This is a genomic window from Sphingobacterium sp. IITKGP-BTPF85 (assembly GCF_001006065.1).
GTDB classification, from domain to species: Bacteria; Bacteroidota; Bacteroidia; order Sphingobacteriales; family Sphingobacteriaceae; genus Sphingobacterium; species Sphingobacterium anhuiense.
The window spans coordinates 1-16,671 of record NZ_ASZT02000065.1 but is presented as its reverse complement, the minus strand read 5'-3'; the positions used below and the strand labels follow the sequence as shown (position 1 = coordinate 16,671).

The window sequence follows — 16,671 nt, the reverse complement described above, 5'->3', positions numbered from 1 at the left end:
CAATGGCCGAGTGAATTACACCCGGCCATTTTACATGCATATTTATAGCTTGTACCTGTAAAACTGTTTTTACAGGATACAGACTACACTAGTTTGTTCCCGAATAAGGGTTTTGATCAGCTTCGGAAAGAGCCGTATTATTGGCAATTTCCAATTGCGGAATTTGACAGAGCATACGGTAGTCATTAGAAGGAAAAGTTCCGGTTGGTGCCGGACTGCTTGCAACATAACCGTTCAAGTTCGTCACTCCCCAAGTGTAGTGACCCTCTAGATAAGTTGCAGTTTCCTGAATACGAACCAGTGGCTTTTGCAAGCGCAATAAATCATAAATTCCAGTAACTCCCTCACATAACAGTTCCTTGCGTCTTTCCACATAAATAGCCTCTAGCAATGGAGTTCCAGAAGCAGCAACTGTCAAGCCTTTAACACCACGAGCCGTCTGCAATCTATTTAAATAACCTAAACCCTCACCATTATTCAATTGAGCTGAAGCCTCGGCCATAATCAGTAACATCTCAGATCCACGCATTAAAGATACCTCAGGTCTTGTATTTCCCTGTTTAGCACCATTCGCATCACCATAATGTTTGTACTTATTATACGCCCATTTTGTCGACCATTCTTTAGAAGCATTTTTGGTACGTTTCCAGAACTGGTAGCGATCTTCCGTTTTTTCAAACAGTTTTTCATATTGACCATCAGCAAAAAAGTCTAAAAATGAGTAAATAGGTCCATCCGTATACCCCTCACCATAGCTCTCATCCTGGTTATACCAGAAGTTAAATTGTGTTCCTCCACCTAGGTTATTGGTCGTTGTAAATGGAACTGCCCTCATCACCTCAGCATACTTGTTTGTAATGGCATCATCAAAACCAGACTGATACTGTGTCTTAGTCATCAACTGACTATAATTTGTATAAGCCGTTTTAGCCTCCTGATAAGCACCCTGCCAATTGTTCATCACCGAATATACACGTGCCAATTGACCTGATACCACATACTTATCAATGGTCCATTTATTAGGCTGTGTATAATTAGCCAGTAACGCTTTCGCATCCGTCAGATCTTTGACGATCTGCGTATACGTCTGCTCTACGGTAGCACGAGGTAAATTTTCACTGTCCTTAGGACTCAACCGTAAAATAGCACCTGGTTTTTGTTTAGCCAGCATATAAGTTTGCTGATAATTTTGAATCAGGTGGAAATAACAAAGACCACGCATAGCCTTTGCCTGACCCATAATCTGGTTTTTAAGTGTCTCCTCTCCTTGCGCCGCTGGCAATGCTTCAATAATGATATTGGTTTGATTGATGATTTTATACATCATGGACCAGATGCTGCTCGATAAACCAGTGGTTTGTGTTTTTTGAGGTTCATAGGTATATGCTGTCACCTGATTGCCTCCCATATTGGTGTGGCTCACAATATCAGCACCCCCAAGATCAACATACATCTGCAAACCCGGTAAACCTGCATATACGCGGTCCGAACCTTTATCATTGAAATACAGATCTCTGTAAGCAGCAGTCAACACACGCTCCAATTGTGAAGCGCTTGATAAAACAACAGTCTCCGAAGTCGCTGTTGAAGAATTAGCATCCAGAAAATCCTTACAGCCTGTTTGCATTAAAACAACTGTTCCTAATGCGATATATTGTAAACTTTTAACGATATTTTTCATTTTCTATTCTTTCTTAAAATGACACTTGTAGACCAGCCATATACACTCTTCTTGAACCCTGGATTCCGTTATCTTTATCTGCAGAACCATTATAGTTATTACCAGACAATGCCGTCTCCGGATCAGAATAACGATTCTTAGCCGATCCAAATGTTAACAAGTTGTCCCCAGAAACATACAGACGCACTTTAGATAGTCCTAATCTTGCCATTGTCGCTGTAGGTAACGTATAACCCAAAGAAACATTTCGAAGTCTCAAGTAATCGTTATCAAACACATAGAAGTCAGAATTTTTACGGGTACTCGCATAGTCATCATTCGAAAATTTAGGTAACAAAGCCTGATCGCCCGGTTTACGCCAGTGGTCACTAATCAAATCCTGGATCACACCAACTCCACCACGCACTGCTGTACGCTCCACATAAGCATAATCAAACATTTTAGATCCTAGCGAATAGTACAACATGAAGGACATATCCAATCCTTTATAATTAAACGCATTGGTCAAAGAACCATATACCTTTGGCAAAGCAGACCCTATACGTTGATAATCATTAGACGTAACATCAGCATTATAGTTTTCCGTCATTTTCCAGTTTTCACCATCGCGTATCCAGTAACGCATGTTTCCTGTTTCAGGATTAACACCCGCATTTTTCACCATATAAAATTCATACAATGAATATCCTTCAGCAAGTTTATAACCAGCACCACGATTTTCGTAAGTAAATTCACCTCCAGGCAAATAAGTGATCTCATTCTTCAATGTCGAAAGATTCGCATCGATTTTCCATCTAAAGTTTTCTGTACGGATCGCATCAGCACCCAAAGAAAATTCAAAACCCGAATTTTTCAGATCACCTAAGTTTGTATTCAGACCATTGGCATTACCAACCTGTGCAGACAAAGGAAACTCTTTGTAATACAATAAATCGGAAGCAGTACGTGAGTAATACTCAATCGTACCATAGATATTTTAAAAATACTGAAATCAAATGCCGCATTAAATTGCTTGTTCTTCTCCCAGATCAAGGCAGGCGTCGCAAATGCCGAAGGCCTTAACCCAGCTTGACCATACAGATCATTTGCTTCATATACACCTTGGTAAGCGTAGTAGATATCACCGCCACCAACTCCATTAGCACCTCGACGGCTCAACTTATCGTTACCGGTAGTACCATAACTGGAGCGGAAGGACAGATTATCCAGCCAGCTCACATCCTTTAAGAAATCTTCCTTAGCGATCTGCCAGGAAAGACCTGCCGAGAAGAAATTCCCCCAGCGGTTATCCGGATGAAAACGGGAAGATCCATCACGACGGAATGAACCCGATAGATAGTATTTACTGTTATAATTGTAATCTAACTTTCCGAAATAAGAGAGTAAAGCAAAGCGGTCTTTATTGGACTGTACCTGCCAGTTCTTTGTTGTCGAACTCAATTCATACTGCCCCAATTGCATAATCCCTTCTCCATAACCATAATCGTACAGACTGTTGTTGGTATACGATTCCTGACCGGCCAATGCAGAAAAATTATGATTACCAAAATCCTGATTCCAGCTCAAGATATTGTTAAACGTCACTGATTTCGTGTTCGTATTCGAGCGCGTCGCATTTCCACCATTCGTAAGCACGGTTACACCATAAGGAGCAAGCTGACCTGCACCATGGACTGCAGATCCGTACAAAAAGTTTTTCTAACTGTTATCGTCAATACTTAGGCTCGTTTTGAAACTCAAGTTATAAGGCAAAGTAACCTGAGCAAAGAAACGGGATGCTATCATCGTACGCATAAAATTATTGAAATCTTCATCATTGTCATTATTCCAATAATCGCCATTATTCTGTAGCACGTTAGCTCCAAAGAAATTATTGACATAATCCCCATAATCGTACATGCGCTTACCTGTTTTTTCGGAGTAAACCCAATCTGTATTATCGCGATTACGTAAATAAGGCGAATACATCGATGTCGTAAACACTAAAGCACGTGCAGCACCAGAAACATTCTGTCTCGATCCACTGTAAGACACATTTCCACCCGCCTGTAACCATTTATTGATTTGTGTCGTCACATTCGCCCGAAAACCATATCGTTTAAAGTACTGATTGGAAGCATATCCTTTATCATCTAGATACGAAGAAGAAAGGAAATAATTCGTCTTCCCATCACCAGCAGTTCCAGACACATCCATTCCATAATCCTGTCTTAGTTTTCTAGAAAAAACAGCCTTATACACATCATAATCCTCTTCATTCCAGATCATTTTCAAGTTTGGATTGATATACGGATTACCCTTACCATCATGCAGCACATAGTCTTCATTGATATGCTGAAAAGGAGAAACATAAGTTTCTTCACCTTTCGAATTTTTCACCTTTTTAAGCAGTTTACTCAAGACATTTTCTGAAGCCCAATCTCCTGCCTTATCCGATGTTAAGTTATTTTTATAAAATTGATCATTATACATCGCCTCCCAGGTATTCAATAATTGTTCCTGCGGAGAAGCCTTCGTCGGATTTTTAACTGCATTGTCCGAAGTACCCCATGCCGATCTAAAATTCAATTGCGGTTTAGCTGTTTTTCCCTTTTTAGTTGTTACAACCACCACACCATTTGCTGCACGCGAACCGTACAATGATGATGCTGCAGCATCTTTCAATACCGTAACCGACTCAATATCCGAAGGCGATATTGAATTCAGCTGGCCATCATAAGGCATACCATCCACCACATATAGCGGATTAGAATTACCCGACATCGAACTGATACCACGAATCTGAATACGGGTATCACCACCTGGATTACCTTCATTGTTCACAACATTGACACCGGGACTCATCCCTGCAATGCTTCTGCAAATCCCGATCCTGATATTTTCTCCAACTGATCCGATTTCACTACCGAGGCAGATCCTGTAAAAGTCGATTTTTTGGCGGTACCGTAAGCAACTACAACAACTTCATCCAGATCATTTGATGTCGACTCCAGTTGCACATTCAAGGTACTTTCCCCTTTCCATTCAATTTCTTTCGATGCATAGCCCACATAGCTAATCACAATCTTAGAGCCTGCCGGAATAGTCGCTAGAGTAAATCGACCTGAAGCATCCGTAAAAGTGGCGATCGATGTACCCTTTACTGCGATAGATGCTCCCGAGATCGGACCAGTGGCATCTTTAACAACTCCAGATATCTTAACTTGGTTGCTTTGATACTCAGACAGCGTACTGGCGATCGACGTGTTAAGATCACCAAACCCGAATACCATAGAAAAGGCTAAAACATGAAATAGTTTAGAATTTTTCATTTAATTTAGTTCGTTAATGTTTGTTAGTGTGCATGATTCTATATGAATAAGCAGAAACAAATAAATAAAATATTTTTAATAAAAACCACTAATTGCATAAACAATTTAAAATTTACTCAACATTTATTAACAAAACAATAACAAAGAACCCACATTCATTGCAATAATCGCAACACAAAACCCTTCACTATAAAGAGCTAAATAGTAGAAAATGACCTTATTATGCTAGATTACCCTTACTTGCATATCAAGTTGAATTTGAAAAATCAAGGGTTTTCAGTACAGTCATGCTAAACTGATAAAAAAATGGATGGAGAGGCTATTGTAACACTAAAGTTAACAAATACTTTACTTTGGTCACCGATCCTTTTTTGTAAAACGATGTACTGTCCGTGTCAATTAAATTGTGAAAAATAGCATAACAAAACATATTATAGTTTTTTTTGTGAAACATCAAAAATGAAAGTTAAATTCGCGAAAATCTTTTTGAAAAGTCCTTTTAAAATAAAAAAATCATTAAACTATGTTAGCTGATATTCTTATTTCACTGATTTTACCATCCATCACTATTTGGACATTTGCTCTCGCACGAAAAAAAGAAAATTCATTTGAAAATACACAGCATGGCGTCAAAATACTTAAAAACCATATTCTCTTTGCCATACTAGGTTATTGCATAGGTTTAATATTTGTATTTTTTATAGGCTTAGGCTATTATTTCAATTGGGATATGGGACAAGATAGCTCCTGGCTCTTAATTTTATTTTCAGCGCTTCTCATGGCTAGCTTATTTTACGGATTCCTTTATATAACAAATTATTACCACAATCATAAAGTATACATAGGTGAAAATAAAATATCTGTGATCAATGCTTGGGGAAAAGCTAAAACAATCAATTGGGATGAAATCAAAGATGCAGAATTTGACAAAACCCGGCATGAAATACGTCTCTATGCACAAGATGGTACAAGCGTAAGTATAAGTGGATTGCTCTATGGGTTGGCCGCATTTCATGCAAAACTTGCAAAACATAAACCGTATTTGGTTGCTAGAACCTTACGACCTCAAACATGGTAACCAGTTATGAAATTAACTTTCATTCAATCAAAAAGCGTCGCTAATCAGATTTGAAACCTTTTTTAATTTCCTCAGATTACGACTAATCTTTAGATATGTAAACATTTACTGAAAGCATAGCACTCTGACATCTCTTAAGAGTATTCCACATCATTTGCAAATAGCTGTAGAAAAATCTGTAACTTCGCAGGATTATGGGTTACGCAAAAGAAAGAAAAAAGCTTGAGAAGCTTTCTGAAAAAACAAATGAACTTCAACATTTTGATAGTGCAAATTTAGCTGTCATCACGGATATATTTGAACAATATTCACACACGATAAGAATACTAAAAAATAAAGATACCGCAACATTTAACGATCTTTATTTAAATGAACTGCAAGCTGTAAAGACAGCTAAGACAGCTTTAAAAGTATCTGAAGAAGTAGATCGTCAGATCCATTTCATGGCATATAAGGAAGTATTATTGGATGCGATTAAGAAGACAATTCAAGCAACACTAGAGGTCGCTTAAAATATGTCGGTCTATTTTGCAATAGACAAAACCATTTAAAAGATAAGGGTTGTTCAAGTATTGAACAACCCTTATCTTTTAAATCAACACCCCCATTATTTGACAGTGGCAAAAGCATCAATAATTTGCATTAACGTGACCGCTTCTTCAATCGGACTTGGATTGGCCCCCTTATCCTTAAAGAAATCAACTGTACTTGCAATCATAGGAAGCTGTATATTTTCGGGATGATCAAATGTTGTTTCCTTCTCCCCACTTTCATTTTTCAAAATAACCTTATTACCAAAAATTGAAAATCTTAAGCTCCCCGCTTCCCCCACTATTTCGCAGCAGTCCACGTTATCCGACGGTGCTACATTAAAAGACCAGCTTCCATTGAAAACGATCTTTTTATCAAATAAGATTGTGCCACTTGTTTGATCAGCAACAGCACTATCTGGTGATTGAATGACACTAAAACCATCATAAAACAAAGGCATTCCAAAGAAATAGATCATCAGATCCAATTGATGTGGCGCAAGATCAAAAAAATAACCACCACCAGATACCGCAGGATCTGTACGCCAATCAGCAGTTCCCTTAGTAACTAAAGCCGGAGAACGGCTCTGCCAAAGACGCAATTCTACCATCCGCACACTACCAATAAGACCATTATTGATCATTTCTTTAATTTTTAAAAATAGCGGAAGCTGTCTGCGATAATGAGCAACCACCAATTTACTTTGATATTTCTGAACAGCATTTGCCAAAATCTTCGCTTCATCCGCATTAAGCGCCACAGGCTTTTCAACATACACATGTTTACCGTGCTGCAATGCTAAAAGTGCGTATTCCAGATGCGAAGATGGAGGAGTTGCAATATAAATGGCATTAATTTCGGGATTGTTTAATATCCCGGCAACATCAGCATACCAAAAAGGAACCCGATGCCTACACGCATAATCAGCAGCTTTCTCAGCATCTCTACGCATAACAGCAAGCAGCTCACTACCCGGTACTTTATTAAATGCTGGTCCGCTCTTTTTTTCAGTTACATTACCACAGCCTATTATTCCCCATTTTATCTTATTAGTTTCCATAAAATACGCTTAAAATTATCGGGCCATTACTTTTCTAAACAAGGTCTTAATATGATCAATTTCTTCCTGATGGAGCGTCTTTTTTCGACAACCAAAATATAACGTATTTTTTAGTTTTTTATCCCCTTCCCACACCAGTTGGATCTGCCCGTTATCAATCTCAGTATTACATAAAAAATCAGGAACAACAGCCAGACCTCCACCTGCACTCAAACAACGTACGATAGAATTCAGATTGGGGACAATATAATTAGGTCTAAAATCTGGTTTCTTACCAAAATTTAAGTTCCAAAAATTAAAAAGATGTTCCATATCGCCAGTTGTACCGTACCACTTCTGCTGCTTAAGCCACTCTTCAATAAAACCTTTATTTTTTGTTTTCAGGACTTCTTTAAAAACGTCTATATCGACCTCTTTACCCCCTACAAGTACTATTTTTCATATGAAAACGGTTCATGCTCAATATTGGCCGACACCCCCTTTTTAGGGGTGATAATCAGATCTAAAATACCTTTGTCCAGTTGATCAAGCATCTCAGGATACTCGCCGAAACTGATGATCAGATTAAAAGGAAGTGTCGAGACATACTGTTCCAAAGTAATCTGAAAAGTTTCAAAACACATGCCTACACTGATGGTCGGAATATGTTTCTCTGTTGACCGCTGAAAATTCTTCTCCACCTCCTCCAGTTTTGTTAAGGGCTCGACCAACGCATTATATAATACTTTTCCATGTTCTGTTGGGATCATTTTTCGACCTGTACGGTCAAACAACTTATTTCCAACATAGGTTTCCAGTGAACTTAAATGCAAACTAACACCAGGTTGCGAAATAAATAAGATTTCTGCTGCACCTGTTAATGTCCCTGTCTTATAGATCGCTTTAAATGTGCGGTACCATTCTAAATTAACCATAGTATCAAAAATATGATGTAAAAATACTAAAAGTATCATAAAAATGATAAATCGTTAACGATATAAAAATCATGTAGATGAAAAATCCGCATTCTTCCACCAATATAATTCACTCTTTTTAAGAATATTAAAAGAACATCATGCTAAGCAATAAACCTTTATTGCCCACAATGGCCCCTATTGAACACGACAACTGTTACAACGTAGCAACTGAAAATACAATTATTATAAATATGATAGTTAACTATAATTTATCCTATTTCTATAATAACACAAAGCCCAATACCTTTGTAACAGAAATTTAAAATAAAATGAAATATTCACGATAGCCAAACAGCAATAAAAATAATCTGGATATCCATATGCACATTAAAATACAATTCATTTACATATGAAAAATATATTAATTATCAACGCCGGACAATCATTCGCACATTCAAGCGGACGGTTCAATAAAACAGTAACCGAAAATACAATCGCTTTTTTTGAGAAATTTGATTCCGTTGAAATCAAAGTAACCCATATTGCAGACGGTTATGATAATGACGAAGAAGTTCAGAAATTTGTTTGGGCAGATTACATTATCTACCACACTCCGATGTGGTGGTTCCAGGTACCAAATGCTTTTAAAAAGTATATTGATGAAGTGTTTACCGCAGGGCACCGCACAGGGATATACCACAGTGATGGCCGCCGTTCTGAAAACCCGGACATCAACTACGGAACTGGCGGTATGCTGCAGGGGCGCAAATATATGGTGACCAGTAGCTGGAATGCGCCAAAAACTGCCTTTACGCTACTTGGAGAGTTTTTTAATCAAACCAGTGTTGACGACGGACCTCTATTTGGTTTCCACCGTATGAATGCATTTGCATCCCTTGAAAAATTAGAAAGCTTTCATTTCCATGATGTGGAAAAAATGCAGACATATTACGTGATATGGAAGCCTACCAAAAACACCTTGACAACATATTTACGCCACAATTAACATCGCAATTAGTATCATGAAAATACATTTAACAGCCATCATTAAAACAAAAGATGAGCATAGAGCAGCAGTTCTTTCCGTATTGCAGCATATGGTAGAACAAACCCGAAAAGAGGATGCCTGCGAACTATATAGCCTGCATCAAGGAATTGATGACAACAACCTGTTCACCTTTTATGAAATCTGGAAGAGCCAGGAAGGTTTAGATGCGCACAATCAGCAACCCTACATCCAGGCGTTTGGTCAACTTGTAGCAGATAAGCTTCAGGAAGAACCGATCGTACTAAAAACAACATTAATATAAAAATAACCACACAATGGAATATAGAAAATTAGGAAATACAGCATTAGAATTATCAGCCATTACGTATGGATCATTTGCCATTGGAGGCAATATGTGGGGCGGAAATGAAAAAGAAGACTCCATTGCTTCCGTACACGCATCACTTGATCACGGTGTGACCAGTATCGATACTGCGCCTTTCTATGGATTTGGTCTCAGCGAAGAAATGATCGGCGAAGCTATCAAAGGAAAAGACCGATCAAAAATACAGTTACTGACCAAATTTGGTTTGGTCTGGGATGGTAGCAACCACGGAAAAGGTGAATTTTTCTTTGATGCATCTGATAACGGTAAAACAATACCCGTGTACAAATTTGCATCCAAAGCCAATATCATCAAAGAACTGGAAGAAAGTTTAAAACGTTTGGGCACCGACTACATCGATCTATTGCAGATCCACTGGCCAGACTCAACTACCGCTATCAGTGAAACGATGGAAGCCTTAGAAATGCTTATTCAGCAAGGAAAAATCCGTGCTGCAGGTGTCTGCAACTACAGTGTTGATCAATTAAAAGAAGCATCAGCAACACTTACCCTGGCCAGCAATCAGGTTTCATACAGCATGCTCAACCGCAGTATTGAACATGACCTGGTTCCTTATGCATTGGAAAATCAAACCGGCATTATCGCTTACAGCCCGATGGAAAGAGGCCTGCTGACCGGAAAATACTTGACAGAAAACACTTTAAAACAAGATGACCACCGTAACGGTTATTTCTCACAGTTCGATCTCGAAAAAGTAAAAAGTCTGATCGCAACACTTCAACCGATTGCGCAAAACAAGGGCGTTACGGTAGCGCAATTGGTGTTACGCTGGACGACCCTGCAACCTGCAATTACCGTGGTATTAGCAGGTGCTAGAAATACAGCACAATCGATAGACAATGCACAAGCAATGGATATCAATTTTACGGCAGAAGAACGCACTTTGATTGATAACGAACTATCAAAACTATAAGTTTACGATGAATACCCAATGGGTAGCAAACAAACAAGACCAGCGGTTCTGAGCGCTGGTCTTGTTTTATATTTTCAAAATATAAGCCATTATACAGCGAATAATAAATCACAATTATTTGCCATAAAATCATATTTTTACAATCATCAAAATGGGAACTGCTTTACCATTTCTAAGGCAAGATTTTTAAACAGATCGACATATTTTAATATGAATTTTAAACAAAAAATACTTCATTTCTTATACCCATTGATCAAAAAACTTTCAAGATCAGGAAAGATGGGAACCATCCTATACAATACCTCGGGCAAAGAAGCACCACAGTCCTTTTACCAGCTAACAGCAGTAAAAAGCAATGGTACGTCTATAGATTTCTCAGACTTTAAAGGAAAGAAAGTAGTCCTTGTCAATACCGCTTCTGATTGTGGATATACACGCCAGTATGAGGAATTACAGGCATTACATCAGAAAATGGGCGACCGAATTGCCATCATTGCCTTTCCGGCCAATGATTTTGGAGAGCAAGAAAAAGGAAGTGACAAAGATATCGAGCAGTTCTGTCAAGTAAACTTTGGCGTCACGTTTCCAGTCACAAAAAAAGCAATCGTCATAAAATCCAGCGCACAGCATCCCGTATTTGTATGGCTCAGCCATTCCACGCAAAATGGATGGAATGACCATGCACCCGATTGGAATTTTAGTAAATACATAGTCAATGAAAATGGCAACTTAAGCCATTATTTTGCGTCTGGCATATCTCCTATAGATCCAGTATTTTTAAAAGCATTAGAAAGTTAAAATTTTATTAAAACATCGCTTATGTTTAGCTGCCAGAGATTTGACTAGGTATTTATTTCAAAATCTATTTAAAATTTTTCATTAAATTCATCGCATAAAAATGATTCGACTGATGAAAAGAGCAATAATATATTTTAAGATTATAATTTTCTATCTCTTTACGCTCATTGTATTTGCCCTAGCTTCTGGTGTAACAAAAAACAGCACCAATCCTGACCTATTTTCACTAGGACTTGCCGCTACACTTACCTTCATAATTGCTTACCTCTTTACGTAATGGGATAAAATTAGTTTAACAAAAATCGGAATCCAATATAATCAGAAAAGTATAACTGAATTTGGAATAGGTATTTTGCTAAGTGTTCTGATGGTAATCACGATGACAGTACTACTGACATATTTTACTGATCTTACATTCGAAAAATCACGATCTTTTAATTACAAACTTCTTACCGCTAATATATTTTTATATTTTTTTTATCCTGTCGTGAAGAGCTCGCTTTTAGAACATACCTTTTATGGTGATTGCGCGACAATTTAAGGCCATGGCTAGCATTATCAATTGTTACATTAGTTTTTATCGGAGAATATATTTAAACAGGCACTAATTTAAAAATGGCAATATTTGGCCCTGGATTGGGAGCAATTTTGTTCGGTTTAGCTTCTTTAAAAACAAAAAATATCGTCTTACCATTAGGACTCGATTTTGGATGGAACACCGCTCATTGGTTAATGGGATATAAAAACAATACTGGTTTATTCCATGAAACTGTACCTTTAGGATTTGAACAACAGGCAGAATCTACCGCACTCATTGCCTATACAATTACAATGGTTTTAGGCATTGGAATTATTCTATTACTATTTCCACAATCTCAAAATAGCAAAAAAATATAACAGATTTTTAATCCACAAAATACGATTTCCATTAATTTTATTACGGCCTCATCATAAATAAAATTAAGTACTGGATTCAAAAGTACATATAAATAAAGTAAACAGAAAATATAACTTGTACGCGGATATCATTTCTTAAAAATCCCCAATTTCAGCGAATGTTTTAAGAAACTAATCTTTTTATCTTTGATCAGGATCTTAATACAAATTATAAAATGGCACATCGCATTTACATCTATAATATCGACTCCCAATCTGGTGAAAGCTATCCCTATTATTTGGGAGAATGGAACTACGAAATACCACCTCTTTTATTACCTCTTTTTGCTTCTCAAATCAGGGCAAAAGGAAAACTATTATATGCAAACCGAGAAGCGGGAATTGTGTTATTAAGGCAATTCTACACGCTATTGGCAGATGAATACCAATTGCACTATAAAAAGACGTATTTCGAGCCCGTCAATCAGCTATTTGATTTGTTAGAAAATTTACCCTATGATACGTTCTTGATCGATGGTACGGATGTCTTCAATATGAATGAGGAAAGAAAATCAGAACAAGCGAAAGATTGGGTTATTGAAATCCAACAAAAAAATAAAAGTTACTTAAAGGCAACAAAATCTCAAAGCTTAAAACCGCTCGATAGTATATTGAAAGCATCAGGTTATCAAAATTTTCTTGAGGCTCTAAAAACAGATTGGATAAACTATGGTTTAGGATATTGGAATGAAGATGTTTATAAACACGATTATGCTGAAGTGTTTGCAGAAAATGATGTAAAAGGATTAAAAGATATAAAAGGTAATATCATTACACCTGCCTACTATGATGAAATATCTGAATTTGAGGATGGAATTGCAGTTATTCAAAAAAACAACAAATTTGGTTACCTAGACACAAAAGGAATAGAAATAGTTCCACCAATTTATGATGATGCATCTCATGTTTTTGAAATTTATTACGGACTAGTTTCAGATTACGATTATGAATTTAAGCATCTAGTTGGTTGTGTGACTTCTGATGATAAGGTTGGGCTTATTAACATGGTAGATCATCAATTGCTTATTCCACCTATTTATGAGGAGTTAACACATCTATATGGGAATTATTTTAATGCAAAAACAGGTAACACATACACGTTAATCAATCATAAAAATGAAAACGTCATCAATCAAGATAGTGAAACTCATTTTGATTTTGACGGGAGTGAACTTTTCTTTATAAAAATTGCAGGAACCTCAAAGCGTAAGTATTTTAATAATAGAGGGGTCTATATTGGCGATTATCTCGAAGATGTATTACATGTACTGCCCCATAACTTTTTCTATGTAAAACCAAATAAAGGGAATAAAAAAATTGAAATTATCAAATCTGATGGAAAAATTCTTGATACAGAAATAGATCAGGTAATCACACTTTCGAACTACCAGACTTTTGTTTACCGTAAGGCTAAAAAATGGTTTATTTATAATCCGATAAATGAAAATTATCTAAAAGAAGATGCTAATATTCAAAAAATTGAAATTGATTATCTGGCAAACTTCTTTAAAGATATCTACATATTATATACCGAAATTGGTAATGGAATTTTTGATGCCTTTAACAACCATTGGTTACTAGAGCCCAATGCTTCTTATCTTAAAATCGAACAGCTTGAAAAACACTTTTTAAGAGTGCACTTAAAAGATGGAATGCAATATTGGGATGGACAGACCAATCAATTAAGTCCAATCTACGAGTATGTTTCAGAAGTAATTGACCATCATAACGATGAGCTTTTCCTCTATCAGAAAGAAGAATTGTTTTGTCTTGACAAACTGATGAAAATCAGAAAAATTACACCTGAGGAGATGGGTAAATGCTATAACCAAAAAGAGAACTTAAGGGGAAAAGACTTAGCTTTTTTCTTAAAATATTACACCGGTTGGAAATCTAAAATCGGCGCAAATTACTTTCACTATTTCGATAATCAAAGCTTTTACGAATTAGGTCTTGATCTATTGAAAAAAACAAAATAGAGGAGGCAATTGAAGTTTTAAAAATAGGTGTGCAGCGAAAGCATTCTCAAATGATGACCGAATTGGCCATGATTTATACCGATACCGAAGATCAAGTTCATGCCAACCTAGCTTTAGGTCTCGAATTATATGAAAAGGCTGCAAAATTAGGAGAAAAGAATGCCTGGAACAATTTGGGATATCACTATCAAAATGGCCTGGGCTGTAAGAAAGATATTGATAAAGCAGTAAATGCATACACTAAAGCTGGAGAATTGGGCAATGGATTAGGATGGGCTAATTTGGGAGATCTTTATTACCACGGCCAATGGGTAGAAAAAGATGAAGACAAAGCCTTAGATTATTATTTAAAAGCCCAGAAATTATATCATTTCAATTCGGATAAGCTAGCCGATATATATTTTACAAAAGAAGATTATAAAAAGGTTCTACCGCTTTTAAAAAAAGATTACGATGAAGAGTTTTCACCTATTTACTATGCTATTATGTATGAACGTGGCCTCGGTGGATTAAAAATAAATCTAAAAAAAGCAATCAGCTATTACGAAAAAGCAATGCAGATAGGTGTTTATCATCATGCTGTAAACCAATTATTATATTACTATAGACCTGCTTCAGAATATGCTAATGAAGTTCAATTTGCAAAATGGTATGCGTATGCAGAAGAAAATAATATCGAGATAGATCTGAAAATCCTAGGTCTTGACAAACAGCGAAAAGATACATTAGGTTCATTTTTTAAAAATTTGTTTAAAAAATAACTGAAGCATAAAAAAAATCTGCATAAAGCTCTGGAATAAATAGCTTTATGCAGAATATAGCAATATTTACAATTTAAGCAGCATAGTCAATTCTATAAGGAAGCACAGCATTATAGGGTTTTAAATTAAATATTTTTAATCGACTGAATTGTAATTGCTATAAGCATTACATCGGCAGATCAACACGAACACCATTTTTCCAATAACATGGCTTATAATTTACAGGAACGTCTCCTGTTGAACCTGTTACATAAACATCTTCACCGTTAATAAAAATTCCTGAAGCTTGAGCATTATCTTCTAATTCGTGAAGAACGCCGTTTTTCCAATAACAAGCAGTATGACCAGTACTGTTTGATTGATGTTTATTAATTAATCCAACAGCATAGATATCATTGTTCGATTGTGTAATTTGCAGAACTTCACCATAACGTTCATCCAATACAACAAGTTCTTTATTTTTCCAATAGACCGGAAAACCACAATTACCACCTATATAAACTATATTTGCACTACCTTGAAAAATTGTTGTTACTTCTTTAAATATTCGTTTGCTCGGCAACGGTAGTTCTTCTGGAGCAGATACACCATTCCAATAAAAAGGTTTACCTATAGCTAATGAGCTTCCTCCGAAATTTCCAGAAACCTTTCCATACATTCCTGCAAACAATGGTTTATCATTATACATTGTCATAGTCCGTAGGACCCCCACACTATCACTATTCATCTTTACCTTCACATTGTTCTTATAATAATACATAACGGTATCTAACAGGAAGCTACCTTGGTCCATCTGATAGGATTCCTTTGCTCCTGACTTATTTTTATATTCAAAATTTATTCTTGATTTATCATCAATAGCTTTACGATAAAAAGTTCCATTCGGAATATTTTTAATAAATGTAGTCGCATCTATCTTTAGACCATCTAACCAATAGACTGTACTAACTTCACCAACAAAGGATCGATAGCCACTAATTGCAACGTGGCCATCAGTCGCGATAATGGATAGACCATTACTTAAGAGCTCCTGTTTGACATCAGATTTTTTACAAGAAAAAAATAGAAATATAATTGAAAATATAGCTAAAAGGCGACTAGGATATATGCGACTCATCATCAATGGAGTTTATGTTTACTAAAATTGATTAGTTGTATTGTCAAAGTTAAAAAAAATATAAAGATCAAGCATATATTAATAGTACTTTTTACAGGCTAAATATAGTTGTCGTTTGGTTAGATGAAATGAGTTAAGGATAAGAAATTGTTGAAATAATATAGATTAGATCAATTTATTCTCTGTTGCAACCCTTACTAATTCGATCATATTTTT

The 16,671-nt window shown here is 36.4% G+C and carries 19 protein-coding genes; 10 read left to right on the top strand and 9 right to left on the bottom strand.

From position 1 onward, the window contains the following. Positions 1-88: 88 nt before the first annotated feature. Genes L950_RS13710 through L950_RS30165 form a run of 5 tightly spaced genes read right to left on the bottom strand, consistent with a single transcriptional unit; the run spans position 89 to position 4,992 of the window. Positions 89-1,681 carry a RagB/SusD family nutrient uptake outer membrane protein gene (locus L950_RS13710; protein ID WP_021189947.1) on the bottom strand — a complete coding sequence of 531 codons (1,593 nt, stop codon included), beginning with the start codon at positions 1,679-1,681 and terminating at the stop codon, positions 89-91. 13 nt (positions 1,682-1,694) lie between these two features. Further along, positions 1,695-2,609, bottom strand: a complete 915-nt coding sequence (locus L950_RS30180) for a hypothetical protein (RefSeq protein WP_231577276.1) — start codon at positions 2,607-2,609, stop codon at positions 1,695-1,697. Further along, positions 2,555-3,370 (bottom strand): hypothetical protein, encoded by an 816-nt coding sequence (locus L950_RS30175; RefSeq protein WP_197086428.1) that lies wholly within the window; start codon positions 3,368-3,370, stop codon positions 2,555-2,557. The genes L950_RS30180 and L950_RS30175 overlap by 55 nt, the downstream gene beginning before the upstream one ends. A gap of 9 nt (positions 3,371-3,379) precedes the next feature. Then, a complete protein-coding gene (locus tag L950_RS30170) occupies positions 3,380-4,525 on the bottom strand; it encodes a TonB-dependent receptor plug domain-containing protein (protein ID WP_021189945.1) in 1,146 nt (381 codons plus the stop codon). Continuing rightward, on the bottom strand, positions 4,522-4,992 hold the full coding sequence (locus L950_RS30165) for a carboxypeptidase-like regulatory domain-containing protein (protein ID WP_021189944.1): 471 nt from the start codon (positions 4,990-4,992) through the stop codon (positions 4,522-4,524). Before L950_RS30165 ends, L950_RS30170 begins: the two co-directional genes overlap by 4 nt. A gap of 523 nt (positions 4,993-5,515) precedes the next feature. On the opposite strand from L950_RS30165, the gene L950_RS13700 reads away from it, so the two are divergent. Next, positions 5,516-6,070 (top strand): hypothetical protein, encoded by a 555-nt coding sequence (locus tag L950_RS13700; RefSeq protein ID WP_021189943.1) that lies wholly within the window; start codon positions 5,516-5,518, stop codon positions 6,068-6,070. A gap of 194 nt (positions 6,071-6,264) precedes the next feature. Next, positions 6,265-6,582 carry a hypothetical protein gene (locus L950_RS13695; protein WP_021189942.1) on the top strand — a complete coding sequence of 106 codons (318 nt, stop codon included), beginning with the start codon at positions 6,265-6,267 and terminating at the stop codon, positions 6,580-6,582. Between the two features lie 95 nt (positions 6,583-6,677). On the opposite strand, the gene L950_RS13690 is transcribed toward L950_RS13695, so the two are convergent. The 3 genes from L950_RS13690 to L950_RS33320 all read right to left on the bottom strand — a co-directional run bounded on the left by L950_RS13690 (position 6,678) and on the right by L950_RS33320 (position 8,575). Beyond that, entirely contained in the window at positions 6,678-7,661 is a 984-nt protein-coding gene (locus L950_RS13690; RefSeq protein ID WP_021189941.1) for a Gfo/Idh/MocA family protein, read from the bottom strand. A gap of 15 nt (positions 7,662-7,676) precedes the next feature. Next, positions 7,677-7,973 carry a LysR substrate-binding domain-containing protein gene (locus tag L950_RS33325; protein ID WP_231577275.1) on the bottom strand — a complete coding sequence of 99 codons (297 nt, stop codon included), beginning with the start codon at positions 7,971-7,973 and terminating at the stop codon, positions 7,677-7,679. A 119-nt stretch (positions 7,974-8,092) separates the two neighbouring features. Further along, positions 8,093-8,575: a LysR family transcriptional regulator gene (locus L950_RS33320; protein ID WP_231577274.1), complete on the bottom strand. Its 483-nt coding sequence runs from the start codon at positions 8,573-8,575 to the stop codon at positions 8,093-8,095. A gap of 391 nt (positions 8,576-8,966) precedes the next feature. On the opposite strand from L950_RS33320, the gene L950_RS13680 reads away from it, so the two are divergent. The 8 genes from L950_RS13680 (at position 8,967) to L950_RS26565 (ending at position 15,338) form a co-directional block, all read left to right on the top strand. Beyond that, positions 8,967-9,563, top strand: a complete 597-nt coding sequence (locus tag L950_RS13680; protein ID WP_031288244.1) for an NAD(P)H-dependent oxidoreductase — start codon at positions 8,967-8,969, stop codon at positions 9,561-9,563. Between the two features lie 16 nt (positions 9,564-9,579). Then, the gene (locus tag L950_RS13675; RefSeq protein ID WP_021189940.1) at positions 9,580-9,867 is read left to right on the top strand and encodes a putative quinol monooxygenase; all 288 of its coding nucleotides are present in this window, start codon (positions 9,580-9,582) and stop codon (positions 9,865-9,867) included. A 13-nt stretch (positions 9,868-9,880) separates the two neighbouring features. Beyond that, positions 9,881-10,864: an aldo/keto reductase gene (locus L950_RS13670; protein ID WP_021189939.1), complete on the top strand. Its 984-nt coding sequence runs from the start codon at positions 9,881-9,883 to the stop codon at positions 10,862-10,864. A gap of 210 nt (positions 10,865-11,074) precedes the next feature. Further along, on the top strand, positions 11,075-11,662 hold the full coding sequence (locus L950_RS13665) for a glutathione peroxidase (protein ID WP_031288242.1): 588 nt from the start codon (positions 11,075-11,077) through the stop codon (positions 11,660-11,662). A 112-nt stretch (positions 11,663-11,774) separates the two neighbouring features. Further along, positions 11,775-11,939 (top strand): hypothetical protein, encoded by a 165-nt coding sequence (locus L950_RS28660; protein WP_156169687.1) that lies wholly within the window; start codon positions 11,775-11,777, stop codon positions 11,937-11,939. A gap of 338 nt (positions 11,940-12,277) precedes the next feature. After that, positions 12,278-12,559, top strand: a complete 282-nt coding sequence (locus tag L950_RS13660; protein ID WP_021189937.1) for a hypothetical protein — start codon at positions 12,278-12,280, stop codon at positions 12,557-12,559. A gap of 215 nt (positions 12,560-12,774) precedes the next feature. Beyond that, entirely contained in the window at positions 12,775-14,577 is a 1,803-nt protein-coding gene (locus L950_RS13655; protein WP_052764411.1) for a WG repeat-containing protein, read from the top strand. Positions 14,578-14,606: 29 nt separating this feature from the next. Beyond that, entirely contained in the window at positions 14,607-15,338 is a 732-nt protein-coding gene (locus tag L950_RS26565; protein WP_231577273.1) for a tetratricopeptide repeat protein, read from the top strand. A 166-nt stretch (positions 15,339-15,504) separates the two neighbouring features. Here L950_RS26565 and L950_RS13650 read toward each other — a convergent pair whose 3' ends face one another. Further along, positions 15,505-16,458 (bottom strand): hypothetical protein, encoded by a 954-nt coding sequence (locus L950_RS13650; RefSeq protein WP_021189936.1) that lies wholly within the window; start codon positions 16,456-16,458, stop codon positions 15,505-15,507. Between the last annotated feature and the right edge of the window lie 213 nt (positions 16,459-16,671).

What these genes read in the sequence shown, in the direction of transcription:
- L950_RS13710 (WP_021189947.1), bottom strand. Translation starts at nt 1,681, where the DNA reads ATGAAAAATATCGTTAAAAGTTTACAATATATCGCATTAGGAACAGTT.
- L950_RS30170 (WP_021189945.1), bottom strand. Translation starts at nt 4,525, where the DNA reads ATGAGTCCCGGTGTCAATGTTGTGAACAATGAAGGTAATCCAGGTGGT.
- L950_RS30165 (WP_021189944.1), bottom strand. Translation starts at nt 4,992, where the DNA reads ATGAAAAATTCTAAACTATTTCATGTTTTAGCCTTTTCTATGGTATTC.
- L950_RS13700 (WP_021189943.1), top strand. Translation starts at nt 5,516, where the DNA reads ATGTTAGCTGATATTCTTATTTCACTGATTTTACCATCCATCACTATT.
- L950_RS13695 (WP_021189942.1), top strand. Translation starts at nt 6,265, where the DNA reads ATGGGTTACGCAAAAGAAAGAAAAAAGCTTGAGAAGCTTTCTGAAAAA.
- L950_RS13690 (WP_021189941.1), bottom strand. Translation starts at nt 7,661, where the DNA reads ATGGAAACTAATAAGATAAAATGGGGAATAATAGGCTGTGGTAATGTA.
- L950_RS33325 (WP_231577275.1), bottom strand. Translation starts at nt 7,973, where the DNA reads ATGGAACATCTTTTTAATTTTTGGAACTTAAATTTTGGTAAGAAACCA.
- L950_RS33320 (WP_231577274.1), bottom strand. Translation starts at nt 8,575, where the DNA reads ATGGTTAATTTAGAATGGTACCGCACATTTAAAGCGATCTATAAGACA.
- L950_RS13680 (WP_031288244.1), top strand. Translation starts at nt 8,967, where the DNA reads ATGAAAAATATATTAATTATCAACGCCGGACAATCATTCGCACATTCA.
- L950_RS13675 (WP_021189940.1), top strand. Translation starts at nt 9,580, where the DNA reads ATGAAAATACATTTAACAGCCATCATTAAAACAAAAGATGAGCATAGA.
- L950_RS13670 (WP_021189939.1), top strand. Translation starts at nt 9,881, where the DNA reads ATGGAATATAGAAAATTAGGAAATACAGCATTAGAATTATCAGCCATT.
- L950_RS13665 (WP_031288242.1), top strand. Translation starts at nt 11,075, where the DNA reads ATGAATTTTAAACAAAAAATACTTCATTTCTTATACCCATTGATCAAA.
- L950_RS28660 (WP_156169687.1), top strand. Translation starts at nt 11,775, where the DNA reads ATGAAAAGAGCAATAATATATTTTAAGATTATAATTTTCTATCTCTTT.
- L950_RS13660 (WP_021189937.1), top strand. Translation starts at nt 12,278, where the DNA reads ATGGCAATATTTGGCCCTGGATTGGGAGCAATTTTGTTCGGTTTAGCT.
- L950_RS13655 (WP_052764411.1), top strand. Translation starts at nt 12,775, where the DNA reads ATGGCACATCGCATTTACATCTATAATATCGACTCCCAATCTGGTGAA.
- L950_RS13650 (WP_021189936.1), bottom strand. Translation starts at nt 16,458, where the DNA reads ATGATGAGTCGCATATATCCTAGTCGCCTTTTAGCTATATTTTCAATT.